Here is a 26,749-nt window from a genome sequence, read left to right as displayed (position 1 = left end):
GGGCTCAGCCCTGCCGCGGCTCCACGATCTCACCCTCGATGGCCCGACCCTCGTCGACCACCACCGGCTCCTGCTGTGGCTGCGCAGGCGGGGCAGACGCGGCGGCCTGCGGGGCACCGCGGTGCACCCGCACCCGACGCGGACCGAACAGGTCACCGGCCACCATCGACGACACCCGGCGCTCCGCGGCCCGCTGCACCCCACCCCGGGCCAGCCCCCGCACCGGCGGCACCAGCAGCAGCACCCCCACCAGACCGCTGACCAGACCCGGCGTCGCCAGCAGCAACGCCCCCAACAGCCCCACCAGACCGTCGGTGACCTGCCGCCCCGGCGGCTGCCCCGACTGCGCCGCGTCCCGGAAACCCCGCCACGCCCGCATGCCCTCCCGACGCAGCAGCACCAACCCCGACAGCGACGCCACGAACACCAGCAGCACCGCCGCGCCGTAGCCGATCCCCCGGCCCACGAGCACGAACACCGCCAGCTCCAGCACCACGGCCAGCAGCAGGGCCAGCGGCACGAACCTCAGTCCTCGGCGCATCTCACCCCATCCGGTCGACGGCCCCCGTCACCCCGACGGAGACGGACCCGCCCGTCCAGCATGACACGACCCGTCTCACGGCCAGCGCACCTGACCGTCGGGGGTGCCGTGCAGGCTGCGCCGCACCGCCACCCGCCGGTCCTGCACCGCCCACCCGGTGATCCGCCACAACGCCTCCACCACGATCAGCGGACTCATCTTGCTGTCACCGCGTTCCCGCTCCGCGAACGTGATCGGCACCTCCACGATCCGCACCCCCGCCCGGTGCGCCAACCGGGACAGCTCCACCTGGAACGAGTACCCCTGCGAACACACCGACCCCAGATCGATCTCCGCCAACGCACTCAACCGGTACACCCGGTAACCGCCCGTGGCGTCCGACACCGGCATCCCCAACGCCAACCGCGCGTACAGGTTCCCGCACCGCGACAGCAGCAACCGCCGCAACGGCCAGTTCACCACCCGCGCCCCACGCGTCCACCGCGACCCGATCACCACATCCGCGTCCCGAGCCGCGTCCAACAACCTCGGCAGGTCCTCCGGCGCGTGGGAACCGTCAGCGTCCATCTCCACCACCGCGTCGTAGCCACGCTCGGCGGCCCACGCGAAACCCGCCAGGTACGCCGCACCGAGGCCCTGCTTGCCCTCCCGATGCAGCACGTGCACCTGCCCGTCGGCGCGGGCCAGGGCGTCGGCGACCACCCCGGTGCCGTCGGGACTGTTGTCGTCGGCGACGAGGATCTCCACCCCGGGAGCGGCCCGCCGCACCCGCCCGACGATCGTGCTGACGTTGTCGGCCTCGTTGTAGGTCGGAATCACCACCAGCACCCGCCCCACCCCCGGATGGCCGGTCGTGCGTGTGCGGGTGTCCGTCGCCTCGCCCACCACTGCTCCCCTCCACCGGTTACCGCGCCCTACCCGAGAGTCCCCACCCGCCGCCGACGCACCACACCCGCGCCCACCAGAGCCGCCACACACAACCCGGCCAGCAGCACCTCCGGCCACCACCCGACCCGGGTGGCCACGGTCCGCCCGTCGGCGAGGCGCACCTGCCGCACCACCACCGCGTCGGTGTTGAACCCCGTGGCGTCGCTTACCCGCCCGTCCGGGGAGACGAACCCGGACACCCCGACCGTCGAGGCCATCAACGCCGGCCGGCCGTGCTCCACCGCCCGCAACCGCACCATCGCCAACTGCTGACGGGCCTCCGCCACGTTGAAGGTCGCGTTGTTGGTCTGCACCACCAGCAACTGCGCCCCGCCGGTGACGGTGTCCCGAACCACCCCGTCGTAGGCGACCTCGAAACAGATCACGTCGCCGAGCACCACCGGCCCGGCGCGCAGCACCCCCGGCTCGGTGCCGGCGACGAAGTCCGACCGCACCCGGTCGACCTCCTTGCTGATCATCCGGGCGACCCCACGCATCGGCACGTACTCGGCGAACGGCACCGGATGCCGCTTCACGTACAGCTGCTCCAGGTCGGGGCCGCTACCCGGCCGCCACAGCAACCCCGCATTACGCACCTGACCCCGCCCCGGGCCGGTCAACACCGCGCCGACGAGGATCGGCGCGCCGACCGCGTCGGCCGCCGCCGAGATCCGCTGCCCGGCCGCCGGGGTGCGCAACGGGTCGATGTCGCTGGAATTCTCCGGCCACACCACCAGATCGGGACGGGGCCGCACACCGGCCGCCACCTCCCCCGCCAGATCGACAGTGGCCTGCACGTGATTGTTGAGCACCGCCTGCCGCTGGGCGTTGAAGTCCAACCCCAACCGCGGCACGTTGCCCTGCACGATCGCCACCGTGACCGACCGGCCGGCCCCCGCGGCACCCACCGGCACCACCAGCGTGACCGCGACCAGCAGCCCCACCGCCGCCACGAACCCGGCCACCGCAACCACCCCCGCCCGCGGCGCCCGCCGGGCACCCGGCACCCGCCACACCGCGGCGGCCAGCAACCCACCCGCCAGCGCCACCGCGAACGTGACCAGCGGCGCCCCACCGAGCGCAGCCACCCGCAGCAGCGGAGAGTCGTCCTGGCTGAACGCCAACCGCCCCCACGGGAACCCACCGAACGGCGTCCGGTCCCGCAGCGCCTCCTGCCCCACCCACAGCAGCCCCGTCAGCACCGGCCAGCCCAGCCGCCACCGGTCGGCCAACGGCGACACCCACGCCGCCGCCGCACCCAGCAGCGCCAGATAACCGGCCTGCGACAACGACAGCAGCACCCACGGCAGGTACCCGGTGTGCAGGTTCGTCCACGACAACAGCGGCGCGAACAGCGCCACCCCCGTCAGGAACCCCAACCCCGCCCCGGCGCGCAGCCGCCGCCGGTGCGTCGCCACCGCCAGCAACGCCACCCCCACCGGCGCCAGCGGCCACCACCCGTACGGGGGGAACGCGACCAGCAACGCCAGCCCCGCGGCCACCGCCATCAGCACGGCCACCGGCAGCGGCAACAGTCGGGGCGCGGCGCCGGCGGACCGGGCCGGCTCGGCACGGTCGAGGGTGCTCACAGACGGGTCGGGCAGGATCACGGGCCGAAGGCTACCCGGCCACCGCCGCCGCACCCGCCCAGAGGGACCGAACCCGCGGGGCACAACCCACAACCAGAGTGACGGTAGACACGAAATCGGGGCGCGGCGTGAGCCGCGCCCCGATGCTCCCAGGCCCTTCCCGGCCGGTGGGGCGAGGATGCGGCACGCCGACCTTCGGACCGACCCGACGCGGACTGGCTGCCCCCGCCTGGCCGTTGTCTACTGGCCGTGCACCTCACCCTGCCCGTACACCGGTAACCGCGGCCGGTTCGCGCCGCCCCGCCGACCCCCGCCCGCTGGACCTGGCCGCCGCGACGCGGTGCATCATGTCGCTCGGCCAGCGGACGAAGGGACGAAGCGAACAACAGCCGCTTCCCGTAGTAGGACTCAAAGACGGTACGTGCCGCACCCCCGCACTTGTCAACCCGCCCCCGCCGAGTCGCCCCGAACTCACCGGCGTGTCGCCACGACCTACCCGCGCCACCGTCACCTCGCGAGGTGACCCACCAGCAACGCCCGCGCCGCCGCCGGCTCCTCACCGGCCAACAGGCCCGCCGCCGCGAGAACGTACTCCCCGTCCACCACCGGACGCGCCGCCCGAGGCAACGGCCACCCACCCGCATGGTCGGCCAGCACCGCACCCAGCACCCCCACCGCGTCGCCCTGGCCGGCGTACCGCAACACCCCACCGGAACCCACCAGCAACCGCACATCCCGCAGGTCCCGCCCCGCCCGCTCCCCCGTCGCCGCGCCCCGCGCGTGCCGCCGCAACGCCACCGTCGCCGCCAGTTGCGCGATCCGGACGTCCACCGCCCGACCCGCCGCGTCCACCGGCACCCACCCCGCATCAGCGGCCCGCGCCGCCGCCGCCACACCCAACCCGTCGGCCTCCGACGACGACACCAACCGCTCCTGCACCGCCGCCCGCACCACCCCCGGCGCGCTCCACCGCACCCCCAGGTCCCCCTCCACCGTGCGGGCCCGCCACAACGCCCCGGCGACCTCCCGACCCGGCCCCACAGCCCGCTCGTCCGGCGTGAGCACCGAATACACGTCCGTGGTCGCCCCACCCACGTCCACCACCGCCAGGTCCCCACCGACCGCGTCGGCCAGCACCTCCACCCCCGTCAGCACCGCATCCGGCGTCGCCGCCCGCACCAACCGCGCGAACCGCGAACCCCGCGACAACCGCTTCCCACCGATCACATGCCGCAGGAACACCTCCCGGATCGCCGCCCGCGCCGACGCCGGCGCGAGCACCCCGATGCGGGGCAGCACGTTGTCGGCCACCGTCACCGGCACCCCCGCCCCCGCCAGCAACGCCCCCAACTCGTCCCGCACCGCCACGTTGCCCGCCAGCACCGTCGGCACCCGCCACCGGGCCCGCGCCAACCGGGTCGCGTTGTGGGCCAACGTGTCGGCGTCCCCACCATCGGTGCCACCGACCAGCAGCACGACATCCGGACGCGCCGCCCGCAACGCCGCCACCCCGGCCCGACCCAACCGCCCCGCGGCCACGTGCACCACGTGCGCCCCCGCCGACAGACCCACCCGCCGACCCGCCTGCGCCGTCACCAACGGCTCGTAACCCACCACCGCCAACCGCAGACCACCACCGGCCGACGAACACACCCACCACGGCGCACCCCGCACCCGAAGCCCCGCCGTCGCCGCGCCCACCGCGGCGTCGAGACCGTGCAGCACGTCCGTGCCGACCGTCGTCGGCGCCGACCCCACCGACACCAGCCCACCACCGTCGAGATCCACCACCGCCACCTTCGTGTACGTGGACCCCACGTCCGCGCAGACCGCGACCCTCACGCCGCCGCGACCCTCACACCGCCGACGGCACGACCACCGTGCCCCTGGCCGTCACCGCCACCACCGGCTCGACCAGCACCTCCGCCGCCGACTCCCCCCGATCCGGACGACCCCGGCACACCACCCGCGCCTCGAAGTCGATGCCACGACTACGGGCACCGACCCGCGAGACGGTGGCGACCACCTCCACCACGTCACCCGCCCGCACCGGCGCCCGGAACTGCACGTCCGCGTACGACGCGAACAACCCCTCGTCACCGTCGGTGCGGATACACACCTCCGTGGCCACATCCCCGAACAACCCCAACACGTACGCCCCGTCGACCAGGTTCCCCGCGTAATGGGCATGCGCATACGGCACGTACCGCCGGTGCACCACCGTCAACCCCAGCCGTGCGTCACTCATACCTTCGCCCTCTTACTCGTGATCAACGCGTGCACCAGGTAACTGGCCACCACACCCGGAGTGGTGCCCCGCCCGAAGATCCGGTCCACCCCCAACTCGTCAGCCATCGACTCGTCGAACCGCGGCCCACCGACGATCAGCAACGGCCGCTTCCCCGCCGGCATCGCCTCCCGGAACGCCGCCGACATCTCCCGCGTGTTGTGCAGGTGCGCGTCGCGCTGCGTCACCACCTGCGACACCAGCACCGCGTCGGCCCGCTCCACCCGGGCCGCCTCCACCAACTCCGGCACACTGACCTGCGCACCCAGATTGGTGACCTTCAACTCCCGGTAGTACTCCAGGCCCTTCTCCCCCGCCACACCCTTGACGTTCAGGATCGCGTCGATGCCCACCGTGTGCGCGTCCGTGCCGATACACGCCCCCACCACCGACAGCTTCCGACGCAACCGCTGCTTCACCACCGCGTTGACCTCCTTCGCCCCCAACAACGGGAAGTCACGCTCCACCACCTGCACCGCACCCAGATCCACCAGGTGGTTCACCCGCCCGTACACCACGAAGAACGTGAACCCGTCCCCGATCGGCTTGGCGTGCACCAGCATCGCCGGATCGACACCCATCCGGTTCGCCAACTGCACCGCCGCCCCCTCGGCCCGCCTGTCATGCGGCACCGGCAACGTGAACGACACCTGCACCATGCCGTCACCCGTGGTGTCCCCGTACGGCCGCACGATCGTCCCGCCACTCACGACGCCCGCTCCAGGATCTCCGTGGCCGGGTTGTAGTAGTCGGCCTCGTGCGCCGCCACCCCGTCAAGGCCCTTACCCCGGTCCGCCGGCCGCTTCATGATCCCGAACGTGCCCTCGGCAATCGCCGTCAACAACGACTGCTCCCCGATCCGCTCCAACAGATCCACCGCCTCACCGAGCACCCGGTTGGCCCGCTGCTGGATGAAGCCGCCCGGCGCCGGCACGAAGTCCTCACCCAGCCCACCAGCCGCACCGAGCACGTAACGGACGTTCTGCAACGCGATGTCCCGATCCGACAACCACGGCGTCACCACCGCCTCCGTCATCATCCCCACCAACAGGATCCCCTGACCCGTCAGCGCACCCACCAGGTTGAAGAACCCGTCCAGCAGATTCCCCCGGAACACGTCCCCCGTCATGTGCTTCGTCGGCGGCATCCACTTCAACGGCGCGTCCGGAAACAACTCCCGCGCCAACAACGCATGCGCCAACTCCAACCGCAACGACTCCGGCACATCCGGGTTGATCTCGAACGCGTGCCCCAACCCCAACTGCCAGTCCGCCAACCCCGCCTCGTGCGCGAAATACTCGTTGAGTAACTGCGACACCGTCACCGTGTGCGCCTCGTCCACCGCATCCGCCGTGGTCAGGTAATTGTCCTCACCGGTGTTGATGATGATCCCCGCGCGGGCGTGCACCTGCCGCGAAAAACGCTGGTCCACGAACGTACGAACCGGATTGATGTCACGGAACAGAATCCCGTACATCGAATCGTTGAGCATCATGTCCAGACGCTCCAGACCGGCCAGAGTCGCCATCTCCGGCATGCACAGACCCGAGGCGTAGTTCGTCAACCGCACATACCGACCCAACTCCCGCGACGACTCATCCAACGCCGCCCGCATCAGCCGGAAGTTCTCCTGCGTCGCGTACGTCCCCGCGAAACCCTCCCGCGTCGCCCCCTCCGGCACATAGTCCAGCAACGACTGCCCCGTCGACCGGATCACCGCGATCACGTCCGCCCCCGCCCGCGCCGCCGCCTGCGCCTGCGGAATGTCCTCGTAGATGTCCCCCGTCGCCACGATCAGATAGATCCACGGCCGCCGCGCCGGATCCCCGTACCGCCGTACCAGACGCTCCCGCTCGACCCGCCGCCGATCCACCGACCGCACCCCCGCCGCGACCGCCCGCCGCGCCGCCCGCCGGGCCACCGTCGCCGCCTTCCCCACCGGCACCTCGAACCGCACCGACCCCGCCGCCGCCTTCTGCGCCAGCACCGTCACATCGGACACGCCCTCCCGCACCAGCGCGTCGAACACCGGCACCGCCACCCCGTGCCCCAGGCCCACATCCGCGACCACCGCCTCCACCAGACGGTTCACCCACGGAATCCCATCCGGGTCGGCGCCCACCACCCCCGCCAACCGCAACACCGCCCGCTCCACCGACACCGTCGTGTGGCTGCGCGCCAACTCCACCACCGGCCGCCCCGCCCGCCGCGCCAACTCCCGCGCCCGCGCCACCAGCACCGGATCCAGGTCAAGCTTGCCCGTCACGAAACGCCTTCCCCATAGATGACCTCACCGCGCAACACCGTGCGCCGACACACCGGCAACGGCGTCGGATCGTCCGCACCCCGCACCTCCGGATCCGCCGCCTGCAACACCGGCAGACCCCCCTGCACCCCCGCCGGGGTCTCCCACACCGCAAACGTCGCCGGCGCCCCCAGCGCGAGCACACCCTCGTCGTCCCGCCGCACCGCCCGCCACCCACCCCGGGTGTGCGCCGCGAACGCCGCCCGCACACTCATCCGCTGCGCCGGACTGTGATGCGCCACCGCCGCCCGCACCGACCCCCACGGATCCACCGGCGTCACCGGCGAATCCGACCCGAAAGCCAACGCCACCCCCACCGAATGCATCGACCCCCACGGATTCGACGCCAACGACCGCTCCAACCCCAACCGCGCCTCGTACATCCGGCCCGCACCACCCCACAACCGGTCGAACGCCGGCTGCATCGACGCCACCACACCGAACTCCACAAACCCCGCGATCAACCGCTTACTCATGATCTCCGCATGCTCCACCCGGTGCCGGGCCGCCCGCACCCGGTCCGTACCCAGCTCCGCCGCCGCCGCCGCGAACCCGTCCAGCACCGTGGAGATCGCCGCATCACCGATCGCGTGGAAACCGCCCTGCATACCGTGCGCCGCACAGTCCACCAGGTGATCGCGCACCTGCTCCGCCGACACGTACCCGTGCCCGCACCCGTCACCGTCGAGGTACGGCCGCGAAACGTGCGCCGTCCGCGACCCCAACGCACCATCCGCGAACAGGTCACCCCCCGCACCCACCGCACCCAACTCCCGCGCCCGCGCCGCCCCCGACAACTCACCCCAGAACCCGTACACCTCGGGCACCCCCGCACCCGACAACGCCAACAGGCCCGTGAAGTCGTCCTCGTCAGAGATCTCCGGCCCACCACACTCGTGCACCGCCGCCACCCCCAACGACGCCGCATGCTCCAGCGCCAACCGCTGCGCCGCCACCCGCTGCGCCCGCGTCACCGACCCCCGCGCCACCGCCCGCACCACATGGTGCGCGTCCCGCCGCAACCAGCCCGACCCGTCGTAACCGGGCACCCCCGCCGCCTCCGGACACGCCGCCAACAACGCCTGCGACACCAACGCCGAATGCATCGACGCCTGCGACAGATACACCCGCCGACCACCCGCCGCCCGCCCCAACTCCGCCGCGTCCGGCAACCGTGGCACCGACCACGTCGAGTCGTCCCACCCGTGCCCCAGCACCACCGCGTCACCCGGCAGACCCGCCGCGAACACCGCCACCGCGTCCAGCAACCCACCCGCCGACCGCACCGACGACAGATCCAGACCCGACAACACCAGCCCCGTGTCGGTGGCGTGCACATGCGCGTCCACGAACGCCGGCGTCACCAACGCCCCGTCCAGCTCCACCACCACATCCGCGCGCGGCGCGTCACCGGCCGCACCCAACCAGGCGATCCGGCCGTCGGACACCAGCAACGCCGTCGCACGTGGATCGGCCGGACAGTGCAGCACGCCACCGCGGTACAGAATCGAGGGGTTCGTCATGGCCTCAGTCTGCCGCCAACCTGGCCCCGAAGAGTTCCCGCACCCCCGGCTCCGACCGCAACAACCCCAACGCCAACTCCGCGTGCCCCGGCACGTACCCGTTGCCGACCAGCATCGTCACGTCCGCAGCCAGACCCTCCGCGCCCAACGCCGCCGCCGCGAAACTCGTCGCCATCGAGAAGAACACCACCGTGCCGCCGTCCGCGGTCGCCAGCACCGCCCCGTGCTCACACCCCGGCACGTCCACGCACACCACCGTCACGTCCGCCGGCACGCCCAACGCCGACGTCACCGCCGTCGACAACCCCACCGGATCCCGCGCGTCGGCCAGCGCCACCACATCGGCCAGCCCCGCCGCCACCAACGCGTCCCGCTCCGCCGCCACCGGAACCACCCCGACCGTACGGCCCGCACCCGCCCGCCGCGCCGCGGCCAACGACAACGACCCGCTCTTGCCCGCCCCCCCGATCACCGCCACCGTCACCGGCCGGACATCACCCACACCCGCCCGCTCAGCCACCACCCGCGCCACCACCCGGGCCGTCAACGCCGGCGCCCCACACACGTCCAGCACCGCCAGGGACAGCTGCGGATCCTCGTCGGCCGGTAACACCGCCGCGATCGAACGAGCGAACAGGATCGCCCACCCGTCGCACGGCACCTGCTCGCCGCGCCCGTCCCACCGGGCCAACCCGTCGGTCACCACCAGCGGCGTCAACGTCAACGACACCAGCGTCGCCACCCGCTCACCCACCTTCAGCCCCAGCGGCGAGCGGCGACCGGCCTCCTCCACGGTGCCGATCAGCATCCCGCCCGAGCCGGTGACCGGATTCTGCATCTTCCCCCGCGTGGAGATGATCTCCAGCACCTCCGCACGGACCGCGTCACCGTCCCCGCCGTGCTTCTCCCACAGCTGCCGGAAGCTCGCCGCGTCCAGGTTCAGCCGCTCCACCCGAATCCGCACCTCGTTCGGCGCGATCTCCGCCCCGGCGTCGAGCCGCCAGGCGGCCTGCGGCAGCACCCCCACCGGTTCCACGACACGATGCAGCCCCACCGGTGACGTCACGCCAACCTCCCCTGCCGTACCACCCGAAGACCCGCCCAGGACTCGCCTAGCGGGAAAACTTACGGCAGACTAATTTCTTCACCGGATATTTTCCAGTAGCCTTCGGGGCCGCTGATCATCCGCACCGCACCAGAGGAGGGGCCGTGACCCAGACCCGACCGCCGGTGGAGACCATCCCCGCGCCCCAACCGGCCCCCGCCGCCACACCACCCGCCGCCGGCCAGCCGTACGAGTACCGCCGCGCCCCCCTCGTCGAACCCGACTGGACGCGCTTCCCCGGCTGGCGCCACGTCACCCGCGACCAGTGGGAGAGCGCACAGTGGCAACGCGTCAACTGCGTCAAGAACCTCAAGCAGCTGCGCACCGTCCTCGGCGACCTGGTCGACGAGACCTTCTACGCCGACCTCGACGCCGACCAGACGGCCCTGGCCACCATGTCCATGCTGGTGCCACCACAGATGCTCAACACGATGGTCCCGTTCGCCCCGATGACCACCGAGGCGTTCCTCGCCGACCCCGTCCGGCGCTACATGATCCCCGTCGCCTCCGACCGCCGAACCGACTGGCCGTCACACCCGTACGCCAGCCGAGACTCCCTCCACGAACACGACATGTGGGTCGCCGAGGGCCTCACCCACCGCTACCCCACCAAGGTCCTCGCCGAGCTGCTGTCGACCTGCCCGCAGTACTGCGGCCACTGCACCCGCATGGACCTGGTCGGCAACTCCACCCCCGCCGTCGACAAGCTGAAGCTCACCCTCAAGCCCGTCGACCGGTACGACGCCCACATCACCTACCTCAGGGCCCACCCCGGCGTCCGCGACGTCGTCGTGTCCGGCGGAGACGTCGCCAACGTGCCCTGGCGCAACCTCGAGTCCTACCTCATGCGGCTGCTCGACATCGAGACCGTCCGCGACATCCGACTCGCCACCAAGGCCCTCATGGGCCTGCCCCAGCACTGGCTCCAGCCCGACGTCGTCGAGGGCCTGGAGCGGGTCGCCCGCACCGCCGCCCGACGTGGTGTCAACCTGGCCATCCACACCCACGTCAACCACGCCCAGTCGCTGACCCCGCTGGTCGCCAGGGCCACCCAGACCGCCCTGGACGTCGGCGTCCGCGACGTCCGCAACCAGGGCGTACTGATGCGTGGCGTCAACGACACCACTCCCGACCTGCTCGACCTGTGCTTCGCCCTACAGGGCGAGGCGGGCATCCTGCCGTACTACTTCTACATGTGCGACATGATCCCCAACGCCGAACACTGGCGGGTCCCCGTCTGGCACGCCCAGCAGCTCCAGCACGACATCATGGGCTACCTGCCCGGCTACGCCACCCCCCGGATCGTCTGCGACGTGCCCTTCGTCGGCAAGCGCTGGGTGCACATGCTCACCGAGTACGACCGCGAGCGCGGCATCTCGTACTGGACGAAGAACTACCGCACCTCCATCGAGTCCGCCGACCTGGAGGCCCTGAACAAGCGGTACGCCTACTACGACCCGATCGACACCCTGCCCGAGGCCGGCCGGCGATGGTGGCAGACCCACCACGACGACTGACCCTCCCCCGGGCACCGTTCGCCCCCGCGTCCGCACCGGACCCGGGGGCGAACCTGATCACCGCCGTCACCTCGTGGCGGCGTCCTTCATCGTCCGGCCGGACTGCTTCGCGTGCTCGCCAACCTGCTTCGCGCGGGCCTCGCCCTGCTGCGTGCTGCCCTGCGATCGCATCCGCTCGTTGTCGGTCATGTCGCCGATGCGCCGCCTGGCCGCGCCGGTCAGCTCCTCGACCTTGTTTCTCGCCTTGTCGGTGAAGCTCATGTCGCCTCCCTGCCTGGGCTTGGCGGTTCGCGCGGCGGGGTGCACCGCGTCGTTGTCGAGTTCCCGGGGGTCGGCGGTCGAAACGGTGGCGGGAGGGGTCACACCCGGTAAGGCGTCCTAGGATTCTAGGTAGTAGTCCCGACCGATCCGGGACGGACAGGCGCGACCACCCCGCCACCCTGGTTGACTGGGGGCATGAGCGAGATCCTGCTGGTCCGCCACGGCGAGACGACCTGGAGCGCCAGCCACCGGCACACCTCGTACACCGACCTGGCGCTCACCCCCGACGGCGAACGCCAGGCCCGCGCCCTCGGCGACCACCTCGCCGGCCGCCACTTCGCCGCCGTGCTCACCAGCCCCCGCACCCGGGCCCTGCGCACCGCCCAGCTCGCCGGACTGCCCGTCACCGACACCGACGCCGACCTCGCCGAGTGGAACTACGGCGAGTACGAGGGCCGCACCACCGCCGACATCCGCGACGCCCACCCCGGCTGGACCATCTGGTCCGACGGCTGCCCCGGCGGGGAATCCCCCAGCGAGATCGGCGAACGACTCGACCGGGTCCTCGCCCGGGTGCACCCGCTGCTCGACCGCGGTACCGTGGCCCTCGTCGGCCACGCCCACGCCCTGCGGGTGCTCGGCGCCCGCTGGATCGGCCTGCCCCCGTCCGCCGGTGGACTGCTGCGGCTCGACACCGCCACCCTGTCCGTGCTCGGCCACGAACACGGACGACGGGTCATCCTGCGGTGGAACCAGTCCCCTCCCCCACCGCCCGGCCCCGCCCCCGGGTCGGCGGCCCGGCACTGATCTTCGGCGGCCGCCCCTCGTACGCGGTGGACAACACCACCGTCGTCCGGGTCGTCACGTTCGCCGCCGTCCGGATCGCCTGGAGCACCCGCTCCAGGTCGGCCGGGCTCGCCACCCGCACCAGCAGCAGGTAGAAGTCCTCCCCCGCCACCGAGTAGCAGGAGTCGATCTCCGGCAGGTGGGCCAGCCGCTCCGGCGCGTCGTCCGGCTGCGACGGGTCGAACGGGCGGATCGCCACGAACGCCGTCAGGGGCAACTCCATCGCCTCGAAGGACACCCGCGCCGCGTACCCCTTGATGACCCCGCGCTGCTCCAGCCGCCGCACCCGCTGGTGCACGGCGGACACCGACAGGCCCACCCGCTCCGCCAGGTCGGTGTACGACAGCCGGCCGTCAGCGGTCAGCGCGGCGACGATGGCGCGGTCGATCTCCTCCACGGCGTGCAACCTACCGGGAAAGCCGCCCCGGTGCGACGACGCTCGCGCCCGCGTCGGCCCGACCGGCCGCCCCAGCCATCCGCCGCACCGTCGTCCCCGCCCGCTACCGTCCGGCCAGGCCGCGGGAGATCACCAACCGCTGGATCTGGTTGGTGCCCTCCACGATCTGCAACACCTTCGCCTCGCGCATGTAGCGCTCCACCGGATGGTCGGTCACGTAGCCCGCCCCGCCGAGCACCTGCACCGCGTCGGTGGTCACCCGCATCGCCACGTCGGTGGCGAACAGCTTCGCCTTCGCCGCCTCGATCGAGTACGGGCGCCCGGCGTCGCGCAGTCGCGCCGCCGAGAGCAGCAACGCCCGCGCCGCACTGATCTGTGTGGCGTGGTCGGCGAGGGTGAAACCGAGCCCCTGGAAGTCGATGATCGCCCGACCGAACTGCTGGCGCTGCCCGGCGTACCCAACCGCGTAGTCCAACGCCGCCTGGGCCAGGCCCACCGCGCAGGCGGCGATGCCCAACCGACCGGAGTCCAACGCCGACATGGCGATGGTGAAGCCCATCCCCTCGCCGCCGATCAACCGGTCGGCCGGCACCCGGGCGTCGTCGAAGGCGACCTGGGCCACCGGCGACGACCGCAGGCCCATCGTCCGCTCGGCGGCCTGCGGCGCGATGCCCGGCGTGCCCCGGTCGGCCAGCAGGCAGGAGATGCCCTTCGGACCGGGTCCACCCGTACGGCAGAAGACGTTGTAGAAGTCCGCCACCCGGGCGTGGGTGATCCACGCCTTCGTGCCGGAGAGCACGTAGTCGTCGCCGTCGCGCACCGCCCTGGTGGTCAGGGCGGCGGCGTCCGAACCACCCTGCGGCTCCGACAGGCAGTACGCGCCCAGCAACTCCCCGCCGACCATGTCCGGCAGCAGCTTGCGCTGCTCGTCCGTGCCGAACTGGGCCACCGGGTAGCAGGACAGCGTGTGCACGCTGACCGCCTCGGCGACCGCCAGCCACCGGCCGGCCAGGATCTCCAGCACCTGCAGGTACACCTCGTACGGCTGGTTCGCCCCGCCGTGCTCCTCGGGGTACGGCAGCCCCAGCAGGCCCGCCCGGCCCAGGGTGCGCAGCACGTCGCGGGGGAACTCGGCGCGCTCCTCGAAGTCGGCGGCCTTCGGGGCGAGTTCCCGGTCGGCGAGTTCGGTGGCCAGCTCCAGCAGGTCGTGGGCCTCGTCGGTGGGCAGGATCCGGTCGACAGTCATAGCGCGATGAGCTCCGTGGGGGTGGTGTTGAGCCGTTGCCCGCCGTCCGCCGTGCAGACGACGATGTCCTCGATGCGGGCGCCGTACCGGCCCGCCAGGTAGATCCCCGGTTCGACGGAGAACGCCATCCCCGGCTCCAGCGGCCGGGCGTTGCCCGCCACCAGGTACGGCTCCTCGTGGCCGTCGAGGCCGATGCCGTGGCCCGTACGGTGCAGGAAGGCGTCACCGTGGCCAGCGGCGGCGATGACGTCCCGGGCGGCGGCGTCGACGGCCTCGGCGGTCACCCCGGGGCGGACCGCCGCGACGGCGGCGCGCTGCGCGGCGTGCAGCACCGCGTACAGGTCGTCGAACTCCGCCGGGGCGGGGCCGCCGGCGACGTAGGTGCGGGTGCAGTCGGAGCGGTACCCCGAGGGCATCGTGCCGCCGATGTCCACCACCACGGGCTCCCCCGGCCCGATCGGCCGGTCGGAGGTGCCGTGGTGCGGGCTCGCGCCGTTGGGCCCGGCGGCGACGATGACGAAGTCGACGGTGACGTGCCCGGTGGCCCGGATGGCCGCCGCGATGTCCGTGGCCACCTCGGCCTCCGTGCGGCCGGGGCGCAGCCACCGCCCCATCCGGGCGTGCACGGCGTCGATCGCCGCGCCAGCCTCCGCGAGAGCGGCGACCTCCGCCGGCGACTTGCGGATCCGCAGCTCACGCACCACCTCGGAGGCGAGCCGCTGCGAGGTGCCGGGCAGTGCCGCGCGCAGCGCGAGGACCTGCTCGGCCCACATCCGGTCGGCCAGGCCCACCGCGCCGGCCGGCCCGCCGAGGGCCGCCGTCACCAGGGGGTACGGGTCGGTGCCGTCGGCGTGGTCGACGATCCGCACCCCGGTGGCCGGGGCGGGGGACGCCTCCGCGGCGGGGCGTTCCAACGCCGGCACGACCAGCGTCGGCTCGCCGTGCGCCGGCAGCACCAGCAGCGTCAGCCGCTCCCCGGCATGGGCGTCGTAGCCGGTCAGGTAGCGCAGGTCGGCGCCGGGGCTGAGCAGCAGCGCGTCCAGGCCGGCGGCGGCGGTGGCGCGCTGCGCGGCGGCCAGCCGGGCGGGCGGGTACAACTCCTCGTCTCCCACCCGCTCAGCTTAACGCTCGTTCGGGACACGGGAAGGGGTCAGGTCCGGCGCACGTGGAGCGCCGGCCGTCCGCCGGCCCGGGCCGGCCGGGCCGGTCACCTCAACCACAGGCAGAACGGGTGACCGTCCGGATCGAGACAGACCCGCACGTCCTCCTGCGGCTGGTACGCCGCCAGTGTCGCGCCGCAGGCCAGCGCATGCTCCAACGCGGCGGGCAGGTCCTCGACCCCGATCTCCAGGTGCGCCATCATCTGCTGGCGGCCCGGCTCGGCCGGCCAGGTCGGCCGCACGTACGCGGGTTCCCGCTGGAACGACAGGCCCACCGAGCCGTCGGTGGACCGCAGGATCACGTCGTCCGGTTCCTCCACCTCGATAGTCCATCCGAGCAGCCGGCCGTAGAAGCGGGCCAGCGCCGCCGGATCGGGCGTGTCGAGGTTGACCGTGGTCAGTGTCAGCCGCGTCGACATGGTCATGGCCGCCTTCCTGTTCTCGTTCCGTGGCCCGCGTGTCCGTCCGCCCGCCACGACCGACGCCCGGCCGGTCCGGGTACCGCGCCAGGGCGCTGACGCCGCCGCGCCGTCCCCGCGATGTCGGAAGGATGTGCCAGGCTGTCGGGCGTGGCACAGCAGACCCCGATCATGCTCGTCGACGCGCCCAGCCTCTACTTCCGGGCCTACTTCGGCATCCCCGAGTCCGCGGCGAAGACCGACGACGGTCAGCCCGTCAACGCCGTGCGCGGCTACCTCGACATGCTCGCCCAGCTCATCCGCACCCGCAGGCCCGGCCGGATGGTGTGCGCGATGGACCACGACTGGCGACCCGACTGGCGGGTGGCCCTGCTGCCGTCGTACAAGGCACACCGGGTGGCCCCGGAGGGCGGCGAGGTGGTGCCCGACACGCTCAGCCCCCAGGTGCCGATGATCCTCGACGTCCTCGCCGCGGTGGGCGTCACCGTCGTCGGCGCGGCCGGCTACGAGGCCGACGACGTGCTCGGCACCCTGTCGGTCACCCAGCCCGGCCCCGTCGAGGTCGTCTCCGGCGACCGCGACCTGTTCCAGCTCGTCGACGACACGCGGGGGGTGCGTCTGCTCTACGTGGGGCGGGGAGTCGCCAAGCTCGACGACTGCGACGACGCGGCCGTCCGGTCCCGCTACGGGGTGCCCGCCGACCGTTACGCCGACTTCGCGGCCCTGCGCGGCGACCCCAGCGACGGACTGCCCGGGGTGCCGGGCGTCGGCGAGAAGACCGCCGCCCGGCTCGTGGAGCGCTACGGCGACATCGCCGGCATCCTCGCCGCCCTGGACGACCCGTCCGCCGGCTTCGCCCCGGGCCTGCGTGCCAAGCTCACCGCGGCGCGCGACTACCTGGCGGTGGCCCCGAAGGTCGTCCGGGTCGCCCTCGACGTGCCACTGCCCGACCTGGTCACCGAGCTGCCCGCCGCGCCGGCCGAGCCCGACCGCCTGCTCGAACTGGCCGGGCGGTGGAACCTCGCCGGCTCGACCCGCCGCCTGGTCGACGCCCTCGCCAACCGCTGAGCCGGCGCGCCGGGAGCCCGGCTGGCCGGGGCCGCGCCCCGCGCGGGGGTCGGCCCCGGCGCTGCCGGGCGGCACGACTCAGCGAAGCAACGCGGCTGGGCAGGGCAGCACGCTCAGCGGGGCGGGTGGTCCCGACGGGACGGGAAGGGGGCGCCGGGCTGAGCGAGCGTGGCGCGGGCGCGCAGGCCGACCGGATCCGGCGCGGCGACGAGCGCCGGTCCGTCCGCCGCCGGCTCCGGACCACGCCGGGCCGCCAGGTACGCCGCACCCGCCCGGTCGTCGTCGGTGGGCACGGCGAGCAGCGCGTAGACGAGCCCCACCACGCCGAAGATGACGAGCAGCACGATCGGGACGAGCAGGGTGCTGACCCCGGCGCCCGTGACCTCACCCCGCCGCTCGTGCAGGTGCACCGACAGGGCGCTCATGCCGGTGAAGTGCATGCCGTTGACCGCGACGCCCATCACCAGGGCGGAGGCGAAGATCGCCAGCCCTCGCCGGACGGTCACCGCCAGCCACAGCGCGGCGGTGGCGGCGACGACGGCGATCGCGACGGACAGCGCGACGCGGGTGCTGTCGTAGGCCAGCCGGCCGTCGAGCCGCATGGCGGCCATGCCGGTGTAGTGCATCGCCGCCACCCCGGCCCCGGTGAACAGCCCGCCGACGAGCAGACGCGGGGCGGCCGGGCGGCCGGTGCCGGCGATGGCCAGGCCGATGCCGACGGCCACCACGGCGATGAGCGCGCTGGCGGCCGTGATCGGCACGTCGTACCGGATGCGGGTGCCGTCGACGGCGAAGCCGAGCATCGCCATGAAGTGCATCGTCCAGATGGCGGTGCCGCCGATGGCCCAGGCGGCCAGGACGCCCCACCACGCCCGCTGCGCGCCCGTCTGCGCGGCCCGGATGCGGGTGGCGCAGATCAGGCCGAGGAACGAGCCCAGCACCGACAGCGCATAGCTGAGCGCTGGCGTGATCCACCCGTACTCAAAGTGATTGATTTCCGCCACAGCGGCTTCCCCTCAGATCCGTTACCGGCACGTAGCAGACGCGCCGCACACATGATCGGGGACCGTTTGAGCAGGTGCAACAGCACCCCCCGGGCACTGCGGGGGGTGCTGTTGTCGTGACCGTGGGATGCGTCGGTTCAGCGCCTGACCGTCACTGTGGGTGACGGTCAGGCGGTGGCGTGGTAGGCCAACACACCCCGGTTGACCGCCGCGATCGCCTGCCGCGCCGTCGCCCGCACCCCCGCCGACGCGCCACCGGAGTCGGCGAGCTGGCCGAGCAGGTCGACCACCTGACGCGCCCACCGGACGAAGTCGCCGGCCGGCATCTCGCCGTCGAAGGCGTGCCCGCTGGCCAGCACCTTCGCCAGGGCCTCGCCGCGCGCCCACCGGTAGATCGGCCAGGCGAAGCCCAGGTCGGGTTCCCGGGTGACCGTCAGCTCCCGGGCCGCCTCGTCGACCTCGATCTCGCTCCACAGCTGCAGGGTCGCGTCGACGGCGTCGGACACCCCGCCACGCGGCAGGGAGGCCCGCTCGTCGACGTCGCGCCGGGCCTCGAAGACCACCACCGACACGGCGGCGGCCAGCTCCGCCGGGGACAGCCCGTCCCACACGCCACGACGCAGGCACTCCGCGACCAGCAGGTCGGCCTCGGTCCAGATCCGGCCGAGCATGCGGCCCGCGTCGGTGACCTCGCCGCCGGCGGTGAGGTATCCGCGTGCGGTGAGCAGTGCGACGATCCGGTCGAACGTCCGCGCCAGGGAGCCGGTCCGCCCGGCGACCCGCTGCCGCAGCTCCTCGGTGTCGCGCTCCAGCCGCCGACGCCGCTCCGCCCAGCGGGCGTGGTCCTCCCGTTCCGGGCAGGCGTGGCAGGGATGCCTGCGCAGCTCGACACGCAGCTGGCCGAGTTGGTGGTCCTCGCCGACCGCCTGCCGGGACCGGCCGCCCCGGCGACCGCCGTGCCGGTCCAGCCCGGTGCCGCTGACCTCGGCCGCCAGGTCCCGCCGCGCGCCCGGGTTGCGATGGTTGAAGTGCTTCGGCACCCGGATGCGGGCGAGCACCTCGGCCGGAGTGGTGAAGTCCCCCGGGCTGACCCGGCCGGCCCACCGGTCCTGGGTGAGCACCAGCGGGCGGGGCTCGCCGAAGCCGCCCGTGGCCGGGTCCAGCACCACGGCCAACCCGGCCCGGCGCCCCGACGGCACCCGGATCACGTCGCCGACGCGCAGCCGTTCCAGCGACGCCACGGCGGCGGCCTTGCGCTGGGTCTGCCCCTGGCGGGCGATGGCGCGCTCACGGTCGGCGATGGCCACGCGCAACGCGAAGTACTCCTCGAATTCGCCGTGGTGGCAGGCGGCCTCCGCCCCGTACGCCTCGATGGTCTCGGTGTTGCGCTGCACCTGGCGGGCCAGGCCGACCACCGACCGGTCGGCCTGGAACTGCGCGAAGCTCGACTCCAGCAGCGCCCGCGCGGGCTCGGCACCGACCGTGCCGACCAGGTTGACCGCCATGTTGTACGACGGCCGGAAGCTCGATCGCAGCGGATAGGTGCGGGCGGAGGCGAGCCCGGCCACGTGCCGGGGGTCGGTCTCGGGGGACCACACCACCACGGCGTGCCCCTCGACGTCGATGCCGCGCCGACCGGCCCTGCCGGTGAGCTGCGTGTACTCACCCGGGGTCAGGTCGACGTGCGCCTCGCCGTTGTATTTGACCAGCCGCTCGAGCACCACACAGCGGGCCGGCATGTTGATGCCCAGGGCCAGGGTCTCGGTGGCGAAGACGGCCTTGACCAGGCCACGCACGAACAGCTCCTCGACGACCTCCTTGAACACCGGCAGCATGCCCGCGTGGTGGGCGGCCAGCCCCCGCTCCAGGCCGTCGAGCCACTCCCAGTAGCCGAGCACCGTCAGGTCCTCACCGGGGATAGCGGTGACCCTCGACTCCACCACCCGGCGGATCTCGGCGCGCTCCTCGGGAGAGGTCAGCCGCAGCCCGGCGGCGAGACACTGCTGCACGGCGGCGGCGCAGCCGGCCCGGCTGAAGATGAACAGGATGGCCGGGAGCAGCCCTTCCCGGTCGAGGCGGTCGACGATGTCGGGGCGCATCGGGCCGCGCCACCGGGGGCCGCGCCGCCCGCCGCCGGGGCCGACGCTGCGCCCCTCGCCCAGTTCCAGCCGGCGCATCGTGTCGCGGGTGTAGCGCAGCAGTTCCGGGTGCACGTCGTGCTTGCGGGCGGCGGCGGCGTCGTGGAACAGGTCGAACATCCGCCGGCCGACCAGCATGTGCTGCCACAGCGGCACCGGCCGGTGCTCGCTGACCACCACGGCGGTCTCGCCGCGCACGGTCACCAGCCAGTCGGCGAACTCCTCCGCGTTGGACACCGTCGCCGACAGGGACACCAGGGTCACCGACGCCGGCAGGTGGATGATCACCTCTTCCCAGACCCCGCCCCGGAAGCGGTCGGCGAGGTAGTGCACCTCGTCCATCACCACGTACGCCAGGCCCTCGAGGGTGGCCGAGCCGGCGTAGAGCATGTTGCGCAGCACCTCGGTGGTCATCACGACCACGGGCGCGTCGCCGTTGATGGCGTTGTCGCCGGTGAGCAGCCCGACCTGGGCCGCTCCGTGGCGTTCCACCAGGTCGTGGTACTTCTGGTTCGACAACGCCTTGATCGGCGTGGTGTAGAAGCACTTGCGCCGCACGCCGTCGCCGGGCGCGGGTGCCGCCGGGGTGCCGCGCAGCGCCAGGTGCACGGCGAACTCACCGACCACGGTCTTGCCGGCACCGGTCGGGGCGCACACCAGCACACCGCTGCCCCGCTCCAGGGCCTGGCACGCCTCGCGTTGGAAGTCGTCGAGGTCGAACCCCAGATCGAGGGCGAACTCGTCCAGCGCCGGGAACTGTGAGGCCTGCGCGGCCCGGCGGCGCGCCGCGGCGTACCGCTCGGCGGGGCTCGACATGTCTTCAAGATTAGTGCGTGCCACCGACGGGCACCCGGCAAGGCCGTGCGGTGGAGCGGTCGGAGCGGGTCGGTAGGGTGCACGACGTGCCGGATCATGCCGAACCGTCCCCCGCCACGCGCGACTCCGACGCCACCGCCCGTCGCGGGCCGTCCCGCAGGCCGGTGCGGGGGGTGCTGTTCGACTTCCACGGCACCCTCGCGCAGGTCGAGGATCCCCGCGAGTGGGTGCTGGCGGCTGCGGCGGCCTGCGGGGTGCCCCTGGAGCGGATACGCGCGACGTCCCTGGCCGACCGGTTGGTGACCGCCGGTCGGGCCGGCGGTCCGCTGCCGGCCCGGGTGCCGCCCCGCCTCGCGGAGCTGTGGGCCGACCGCGACCTGTACGAGCACGCCCACCGGGGCGCGTACACGGGGCTCGCCGCGACCGTCGACGCCGGGATCGACGGGTTCGCCGAGGCCCTGTACGAGCGGGTGCTGCTTCCCGAGGGCTGGGTGCCGTACCCGGACACGGCGGCGACGCTGGCCGCGCTGCGCGACGCCGGGGTACGGGTGGCGGTGGTCAGCAACATCGGTTTCGACATCCGGCCGCACTTCGCGGCGTGGGGACTCGCGGACCTGGTCGACGCGTTCGTCCTGTCGTACGAGGTGGGGCGCTGCAAGCCGGACCCGGCGATCTTCTGGCGGGCCTGCGGGATGCTCGGCGTCGACCCGGAGGAGGCGTTGATGGTCGGCGACACCCCGGCCGATGCGGGTGCCGTCGCGGCCGGTTGTGCGGTGCTGGTGCTGCCGGCCGCCGACGCGGGCCGGCCCAACGGCCTGGGGGCCGTCCTCGACCTGGCCTGCGGCGGTCCGGCCGGCGAGGCACCGATAACGCGATCATGACATCGGTGGTTCACCACACCGTTAACGTCCCCGCGTTAGCGCCGCGATGAGTGCCGGCGAGCTGCCCGCCCGGGACCGGATGGTCCGGACCGCCGCCGCGCTGCTCGCCGAGGGTGGCCGCGACGCGGTCACCACCCGCGCGGTGAGCCGGGTCGCCGCCGTGCAGGCACCCACCATCTACCGGCAGTTCGGCGACATGCGCGGACTGCTCGACGCCGCCGTCAGCTACGGCTTCGCCGCGTACCTGCACGCGCAGGCGGCCCGGGAACCCGCCGACGACCCGGTGGACGCCCTGCGCCGGGGCTGGGACATGCACGTCGACTTCGGGGTGGCCAACCCCGCCTTCCACACCCTGATGTACGGCGATCCGCGCCCCGGCGTACGACCCACCGCCGCCCGGGTGGCCGCGGACATCTTCCACGACCTCGTCGCCCGGGTCGCCGCGGCGGGCCGGCTCCGGGTCGACGTGGCCCGCGCCGCCGGGATGGTGCACGCGGCGAGCTGCGGAACGACCCTCACCCTCATCCAGGGCGGCGACCCGGGCCTGTCCCCGGCCACCCGCGAGGCGGTGGTGGCGGCCGTCTGCGCCGACAGCCCCGCCGCCCGCGCGGTGCGCCCGCCCGACCGGGCGGTCCGGCACGCCGTCGCCCTGCGGGCCGCCCTGCCCGAGGTGGCCGGCGACCTGACCGCCGCCGAACGGGCACTGCTCGCCGAATGGCTCGGTCGGCTCACCGGAGCCGGGCCACGACCAGCGGAGGCAGGGCCACGACCAGCGCACCCGGAACACTGACCGGCTCCGGGCGGGTGGCGGAGGGCGGCGCGACCGAGTGGGGACGGGGTCGCGGCGGCCCGGTCCACGGCGGCGGGGCAGTCGGGGCGTACGGCTCGTCGGAGGGCGGCTGACCGCCGGGCGGCCAGGTCAGCGCAGCAGCCGCAGCGCACCGGGCATCGCGGTGATCCGCACCGGCAGGCCCAGCGACCGTTCCCCGTCGGCGTACGTGGTGATGCCCTCGGCGGTCAGTTCCACGGTGCGGGCCCGGTAGCTGCGCACCAGCGGATGCGTCACATGGCTGCCGGCGTAGATGCGCGGCTTGACCCGCATCAGGGTACGGCGGTCGAACCGCCCACCCACCACCACGTCGAGCAACCCGTCGCTCGGATCGGCGTCCGGGCAGATCCGCATGCCGCCGCCGTAACTGGCGCAGTTGCCCACCGCCACCAGCACGGCGTCCACCTCGTGCGGCTGCCCGTCCAGGCGCAGCGTGTAGCGACGTGGACGCAGCCGGGCCAGCTCCACCAGGATCGCCAGGTCGTACCGGCGGGGCCCGCGCGGCCAGCGCATCCGGTTGGCCCGCTCGTTGACGACCGCGTCGAACCCGGCGGCGAGGACCGCTCCGTACCAGCGCCGCACGCCGCCCGGCCCGGTCATCGAGGCGAGGTCCACCGGGCGGCTCCGGCCCTCCCGCAGGGCAGCGGCGATCACCTCGGCCGCGGCGAGCGGGTCGGCGGGGAAGCCGGTGTCACCCACGAAGTCGTTGCCGGTGCCCGCCGGCACCGGGCCGAACGGCACCGCCGTCCCGGCGACCGCCTGCAACGCCCGGTGCACCGTGCCGTCGCCACCCACGGCGACCAACGCACCGACCCCGGCGGTGACCGCCTCGTGGCAGGCCGCCTCGGCCCGCGCGGGGCTGTCCGCCGTCAACAGCCGCACCGGTCGACCGGCCGCGGCCAGCCGCTCCAGCAGCTGCGGCAGCAGGTCGCGATGCCGGCCGCGCCCTGCGGTGGGGTTGGCGAGAACGGCCACGGGCCCGACAGGGAGCGGGCCGCCGGAGGGCTGATCGGCTGCGGTCACGGCGTGCACCGTACCGGCAGGCGTCGACGCCGTCATGCCTGCCCGGCGCCTGTCGGGCGGCGGGAACGGGCAGCGCGAACGGGCGATCGGCCCGGAACAGGGCACGTCCCACCGGCTACGCCGCAACTGTCTTTTGTCATGACCGATCGTGCAGCACGCATTCATCCGAATGACTGAAAGCACTGGGGACGCCATTGGCCGAACGGCCAGAATCGAATCCATCAACAGGACCGCAACCGGCCCGGGTAGATGGAGGGAGTGGGGCACAGTGGACAAACGTTACGACAGCTACTGCGCTGCGGACCCGCTGTTCTACGACTCCCTCGGCAGCGCCGTCGCGCAGCCCACCTTCGAGGTGGCACGCCGGCCACTGCCCGAGGGTTGGCGACGGGAACCACTCGACGACTGGCTCATCCACGCCCCGGCCGGTGAACGCCTGCCGCAGCAGGGCTGGAAGGTGCACGTCTCGGCCACCCTCGCCAACGCCGACCGGGTGCTCGACGCCGTCTGGGACTACTGCGTCCCCCGCGGCCTGTCCTTCAAGTTCCTGCGCGGACCCCGCACCCTGCTGCTGCGCAACTCCAAGTACGCCGCCCGCGCCGCCAGCGGCAAGTTCGTCACCGTCTACCCCCGCGACGACGCCGAGCTGGAGCTGGTCTGCAAGGAGCTCGACGAGCTGCTCGCCGGCGAGACCGGCCCGTACATCCTCAGCGACCTGCGCTACGGCGCCGGGCCGGTGTACGTCCGCTACGGAGGCTTCGCCGCCCGGTACTGCCACTCGCCGGACGGCCAGGTGGTCCCGGCCGTCGAGGACGAGACCGGCACCCTGGTGCCGGACCGCCGCGACCCGGTCTTCCACGTACCGTCCTGGGTGACACTGCCCGACTTCCTCGCCCCGCACCTGGCCGCCCGCAACGCGACCAGCACCGACGAGATGCCGTACCGGATCGAGAAGGTCATCCACTTCTCCAACGGCGGTGGCCTGTACGTCGGACGCGACCTGCGCACCGACACCCAGCTCGTGTTCAAGGAGGCCCGACCGCACGCCGGCCTGGACGCCGACGGCACCGACGCCGTCACCCGGCTCGCCCGGGAGGCAGCCGTCCTGCGCCAGCTCGCCGACCTGCCGCAGGTGCCCCGGGTGCACGACGAGTTCACCCTCGGCGACCACCGGTTCCTCGCCCTGGAGTTCATCGAGGGCCGCCCCCTGAACAAGGTCCTGGTGGACCGTTACCCACTGATCGACGCCGACGCCACCGACGACGACCGTGCGACGTACGCGAGCTGGGCGCTGGACGTCCACCGTCAGGTCGACGAGATCGTCCGGGCGATCCACGCACGCGGCCTGGTCTACGGCGACCTGCACCTGTTCAACATCATGCTCCGCCCGGACGGCCGGGTCGCGCTGGTCGACTTCGAGGTCGCCGCGCCGGTCGACGGGCACCGCCGGCCGGGCCTGCGCAACCAGGGCTTCGCCGCACCCCGGGACCGGACCGGTCCGGCGGTCGACCACTACGCCCTGGCGTGCCTGCGGCTCGCGCTGTTCCTGCCGCTGACCCAACTGCTCCGTCTCGCCCCGGCCAAGGCGGCACACCTGGCCGACGTCATCGCCGACGCCTTCCCGGTGCCGAGGTCCTACCTGGACGCGGCGGTCACCGAGATCACCGGCGCGCGCAAACAACCCGACGACGAGCAGGCCGCACCCGCCGAGAACGTCCCGTCCGTCGACCGGGACCGGCTCGCCCGGGCCGTGCTCGCCAGTGCCACACCGGAGCGCGACGACCGGTTGTTCCCCGGTGACATCGAACAGTTCCGCAGCGGCGGGCTCAACCTCGCTCACGGCGCGGCCGGCGTGCTGTACGCGCTGCACCGCAGCGGCGCAGGCCGCTGGCCGGAACACGAGCAGTGGCTGGTCCGTCGGGCCACCTCACCCCCGTCGGGCACCCGGTGCGGCTTCTACGACGGCCTGCACGGCGTCGCGTACGCCCTGGAACTGCTGGACCGTCGGCAGGACGCGCTCGACGTGCTCGACATCTGCCTGCGCGAGTCGACGACCGAGCTGGACCACAGCCTGGCCAACGGACTGGCCGGCATCGCCCTCAACCTGGCCGAGCTGGCCGGGCGCACCGGGGAACCCGCACTGCGAGAGGCGGCCTGGCGGGTCACCGACCAACTGGTGAACCGGCTCGCCGACGATCCAGGTGGCGACGTCAGCGGCGGGCGGCATCCGTACGCCGGGCTGCTGCGGGGCCGCACCGGGCCGGCGCTGCTGCTGGTGCGACTGTACGAGCTGACCGGTGACCCGGCCCTGCTCGACCACGCCGCCACCGCGCTGCGGCAGGACCTGCGCCGCTGCGTGGTACGCCCCGACGGCGCACTCGAGGTCAACGAGGGCTGGCGGACCATGCCCTACCTGGGGCAGGGCAGCGTCGGTATCGGGCTCGTCCTCGACCAGTACCTGCGCCACCGCCATGACGACCAGTTCGCCGAGGCCAGCGCCGGGGTACGCCGCGTCGCACGATCACCGTTCTACGCGCAGACGGGCCTCTTCGCGGGGCGGGCCGGCATCATCGCCTACCTCGCCGCGCAGCCGGACGACCCGGAACTGCGACCCGAACTGGACGCGCAGGTCCGGCGCCTGGCCTGGCACGCGCTGCCCTACCGGGACGGCACCGCCTTCCCCGGCGAACAGTTGCTGCGGCTGTCCATGGACCTCGCCACGGGCACCGCGGGCGTGCTGCTGGCACTGGCCGCCGCCCGAACCGGCGACCTGGCGACCCTGCCCTTCCTCGCGCCCCTCACCGGCGCACCAGACTCCCCCGCGACGGCGGGGGCGACCCTGACCCCACTTGGTGAAAGGAGGTGAC

At 73.3% G+C, this 26,749-nt stretch carries 23 protein-coding genes; 6 read left to right on the top strand and 17 right to left on the bottom strand.

The features are described 5' to 3' along the window. Positions 1-4: 4 nt before the first annotated feature. The 9 genes from GA0070616_RS26605 to kdd form a co-directional block, all read right to left on the bottom strand. Positions 5-541: an FxsA family protein gene (locus tag GA0070616_RS26605; protein ID WP_091089145.1), complete on the bottom strand. Its 537-nt coding sequence runs from the start codon at positions 539-541 to the stop codon at positions 5-7. A 75-nt stretch (positions 542-616) separates the two neighbouring features. After that, entirely contained in the window at positions 617-1,426 is an 810-nt protein-coding gene (locus tag GA0070616_RS26600) for a polyprenol monophosphomannose synthase (RefSeq protein ID WP_091091752.1), read from the bottom strand. A 29-nt stretch (positions 1,427-1,455) separates the two neighbouring features. After that, entirely contained in the window at positions 1,456-3,111 is a 1,656-nt protein-coding gene (lnt, locus tag GA0070616_RS26595; RefSeq protein ID WP_425412974.1) for an apolipoprotein N-acyltransferase, read from the bottom strand. Positions 3,112-3,564: 453 nt separating this feature from the next. Then, positions 3,565-4,899, bottom strand: coding sequence for a glutamate mutase L (locus tag GA0070616_RS26590; protein WP_091089138.1), 1,335 nt, complete (start codon positions 4,897-4,899; stop codon positions 3,565-3,567). Positions 4,900-4,912: 13 nt separating this feature from the next. Further along, entirely contained in the window at positions 4,913-5,305 is a 393-nt protein-coding gene (gene kal, locus GA0070616_RS26585; RefSeq protein WP_091089134.1) for a 3-aminobutyryl-CoA ammonia lyase, read from the bottom strand. Beyond that, the gene (gene kamE / locus GA0070616_RS26580) at positions 5,302-6,054 is read right to left on the bottom strand and encodes a lysine 5,6-aminomutase subunit beta (protein WP_091089130.1); all 753 of its coding nucleotides are present in this window, start codon (positions 6,052-6,054) and stop codon (positions 5,302-5,304) included. The genes kal and kamE overlap by 4 nt, the downstream gene beginning before the upstream one ends. Beyond that, positions 6,051-7,610: a lysine 5,6-aminomutase subunit alpha gene (kamD, locus tag GA0070616_RS26575; protein WP_091089127.1), complete on the bottom strand. Its 1,560-nt coding sequence runs from the start codon at positions 7,608-7,610 to the stop codon at positions 6,051-6,053. The genes kamE and kamD overlap by 4 nt, the downstream gene beginning before the upstream one ends. Next, the gene (locus GA0070616_RS26570) at positions 7,607-9,172 is read right to left on the bottom strand and encodes an amidohydrolase (protein ID WP_091089124.1); all 1,566 of its coding nucleotides are present in this window, start codon (positions 9,170-9,172) and stop codon (positions 7,607-7,609) included. The genes kamD and GA0070616_RS26570 overlap by 4 nt, the downstream gene beginning before the upstream one ends. A 4-nt stretch (positions 9,173-9,176) precedes the next feature. Beyond that, complete coding sequence (gene kdd / locus GA0070616_RS26565; protein WP_091089120.1) at positions 9,177-10,238, bottom strand: L-erythro-3,5-diaminohexanoate dehydrogenase; 1,062 nt, start codon at positions 10,236-10,238, stop codon at positions 9,177-9,179. A 143-nt stretch (positions 10,239-10,381) separates the two neighbouring features. Between kdd and GA0070616_RS26560 the strand changes: the two genes are divergently transcribed. Continuing rightward, complete coding sequence (locus tag GA0070616_RS26560; protein ID WP_091089117.1) at positions 10,382-11,794, top strand: KamA family radical SAM protein; 1,413 nt, start codon at positions 10,382-10,384, stop codon at positions 11,792-11,794. A gap of 66 nt (positions 11,795-11,860) precedes the next feature. Here the strand turns inward: GA0070616_RS26560 and GA0070616_RS26555 are convergent, their stop codons facing one another. Then, complete coding sequence (locus GA0070616_RS26555; RefSeq protein WP_091091750.1) at positions 11,861-12,055, bottom strand: CsbD family protein; 195 nt, start codon at positions 12,053-12,055, stop codon at positions 11,861-11,863. Between the two features lie 195 nt (positions 12,056-12,250). On the opposite strand from GA0070616_RS26555, the gene GA0070616_RS26550 reads away from it, so the two are divergent. Further along, the gene (locus tag GA0070616_RS26550) at positions 12,251-12,862 is read left to right on the top strand and encodes a histidine phosphatase family protein (RefSeq protein WP_091089113.1); all 612 of its coding nucleotides are present in this window, start codon (positions 12,251-12,253) and stop codon (positions 12,860-12,862) included. Here GA0070616_RS26550 and GA0070616_RS26545 read toward each other — a convergent pair. From GA0070616_RS26545 to GA0070616_RS26530, 4 genes are all read right to left on the bottom strand, one after another. Beyond that, entirely contained in the window at positions 12,792-13,298 is a 507-nt protein-coding gene (locus tag GA0070616_RS26545) for an Lrp/AsnC family transcriptional regulator (protein WP_091089110.1), read from the bottom strand. The genes GA0070616_RS26550 and GA0070616_RS26545 overlap by 71 nt on opposite strands. 103 nt (positions 13,299-13,401) lie before the next feature. Next, positions 13,402-14,544: an acyl-CoA dehydrogenase family protein gene (locus GA0070616_RS26540; RefSeq protein ID WP_091089108.1), complete on the bottom strand. Its 1,143-nt coding sequence runs from the start codon at positions 14,542-14,544 to the stop codon at positions 13,402-13,404. After that, complete coding sequence (locus tag GA0070616_RS26535) at positions 14,541-15,656, bottom strand: M24 family metallopeptidase (RefSeq protein WP_091089105.1); 1,116 nt, start codon at positions 15,654-15,656, stop codon at positions 14,541-14,543. The genes GA0070616_RS26540 and GA0070616_RS26535 overlap by 4 nt, the downstream gene beginning before the upstream one ends. Before the next feature lie 95 nt (positions 15,657-15,751). Further along, a complete protein-coding gene (locus tag GA0070616_RS26530; protein ID WP_091089103.1) occupies positions 15,752-16,129 on the bottom strand; it encodes a VOC family protein in 378 nt (125 codons plus the stop codon). Between the two features lie 114 nt (positions 16,130-16,243). Here GA0070616_RS26530 and GA0070616_RS26525 point away from each other — a divergent pair, with 114 nt between their 5' ends. Further along, a complete protein-coding gene (locus tag GA0070616_RS26525) occupies positions 16,244-17,191 on the top strand; it encodes a 5'-3' exonuclease (RefSeq protein WP_091089099.1) in 948 nt (315 codons plus the stop codon). Positions 17,192-17,304: 113 nt separating this feature from the next. On the opposite strand, the gene GA0070616_RS26520 is transcribed toward GA0070616_RS26525, so the two are convergent. Both GA0070616_RS26520 and GA0070616_RS26515 read right to left on the bottom strand, forming a co-directional pair. Continuing rightward, a complete protein-coding gene (locus GA0070616_RS26520) occupies positions 17,305-18,195 on the bottom strand; it encodes an MHYT domain-containing protein (RefSeq protein ID WP_091089096.1) in 891 nt (296 codons plus the stop codon). Positions 18,196-18,362: 167 nt separating this feature from the next. Further along, a complete protein-coding gene (locus tag GA0070616_RS26515) occupies positions 18,363-21,149 on the bottom strand; it encodes a DEAD/DEAH box helicase (protein WP_091089093.1) in 2,787 nt (928 codons plus the stop codon). 164 nt (positions 21,150-21,313) lie between these two features. Here GA0070616_RS26515 and GA0070616_RS26510 point away from each other — a divergent pair, with 164 nt between their 5' ends. Continuing rightward, positions 21,314-22,030: an HAD family hydrolase gene (locus GA0070616_RS26510; RefSeq protein WP_091091746.1), complete on the top strand. Its 717-nt coding sequence runs from the start codon at positions 21,314-21,316 to the stop codon at positions 22,028-22,030. Between the two features lie 46 nt (positions 22,031-22,076). Continuing rightward, positions 22,077-22,820: a TetR/AcrR family transcriptional regulator gene (locus tag GA0070616_RS26505; RefSeq protein WP_091089089.1), complete on the top strand. Its 744-nt coding sequence runs from the start codon at positions 22,077-22,079 to the stop codon at positions 22,818-22,820. A 129-nt stretch (positions 22,821-22,949) separates the two neighbouring features. On the opposite strand, the gene GA0070616_RS26500 is transcribed toward GA0070616_RS26505, so the two are convergent. Then, positions 22,950-23,891 (bottom strand): diacylglycerol/lipid kinase family protein, encoded by a 942-nt coding sequence (locus GA0070616_RS26500; RefSeq protein ID WP_245713037.1) that lies wholly within the window; start codon positions 23,889-23,891, stop codon positions 22,950-22,952. Positions 23,892-24,150: 259 nt separating this feature from the next. Here GA0070616_RS26500 and lanKC point away from each other — a divergent pair, with 259 nt between their 5' ends. Beyond that, a complete protein-coding gene (gene lanKC / locus GA0070616_RS26495; RefSeq protein WP_091089083.1) occupies positions 24,151-26,748 on the top strand; it encodes a class III lanthionine synthetase LanKC in 2,598 nt (865 codons plus the stop codon). Position 26,749: the final 1 nt, after the last annotated feature.

This window comes from Micromonospora nigra (assembly GCF_900091585.1).
In the GTDB taxonomy this organism is placed as follows: domain Bacteria; phylum Actinomycetota; class Actinomycetes; order Mycobacteriales; family Micromonosporaceae; genus Micromonospora; species Micromonospora nigra.
Note: the sequence above shows the minus strand (reverse complement) of the source record. Positions and strands in the feature narration are given on the sequence as shown.

Coding starts and splice junctions, on each gene's coding strand:
- GA0070616_RS26605 (WP_091089145.1), bottom strand. CDS start 541: ATGCGCCGAGGACTGAGGTTCGTGCCGCTGGCCCTGCTGCTGGCCGTG.
- kal (WP_091089134.1), bottom strand. CDS start 5,305: ATGAGTGACGCACGGCTGGGGTTGACGGTGGTGCACCGGCGGTACGTG.
- GA0070616_RS26570 (WP_091089124.1), bottom strand. CDS start 9,172: ATGACGAACCCCTCGATTCTGTACCGCGGTGGCGTGCTGCACTGTCCG.
- GA0070616_RS26555 (WP_091091750.1), bottom strand. CDS start 12,055: ATGAGCTTCACCGACAAGGCGAGAAACAAGGTCGAGGAGCTGACCGGC.
- GA0070616_RS26550 (WP_091089113.1), top strand. CDS start 12,251: ATGAGCGAGATCCTGCTGGTCCGCCACGGCGAGACGACCTGGAGCGCC.
- GA0070616_RS26540 (WP_091089108.1), bottom strand. CDS start 14,544: ATGACTGTCGACCGGATCCTGCCCACCGACGAGGCCCACGACCTGCTG.
- GA0070616_RS26530 (WP_091089103.1), bottom strand. CDS start 16,129: ATGACCATGTCGACGCGGCTGACACTGACCACGGTCAACCTCGACACG.
- GA0070616_RS26525 (WP_091089099.1), top strand. CDS start 16,244: ATGTCGGAAGGATGTGCCAGGCTGTCGGGCGTGGCACAGCAGACCCCG.
- GA0070616_RS26515 (WP_091089093.1), bottom strand. CDS start 21,149: ATGTCGAGCCCCGCCGAGCGGTACGCCGCGGCGCGCCGCCGGGCCGCG.
- GA0070616_RS26505 (WP_091089089.1), top strand. CDS start 22,077: ATGAGTGCCGGCGAGCTGCCCGCCCGGGACCGGATGGTCCGGACCGCC.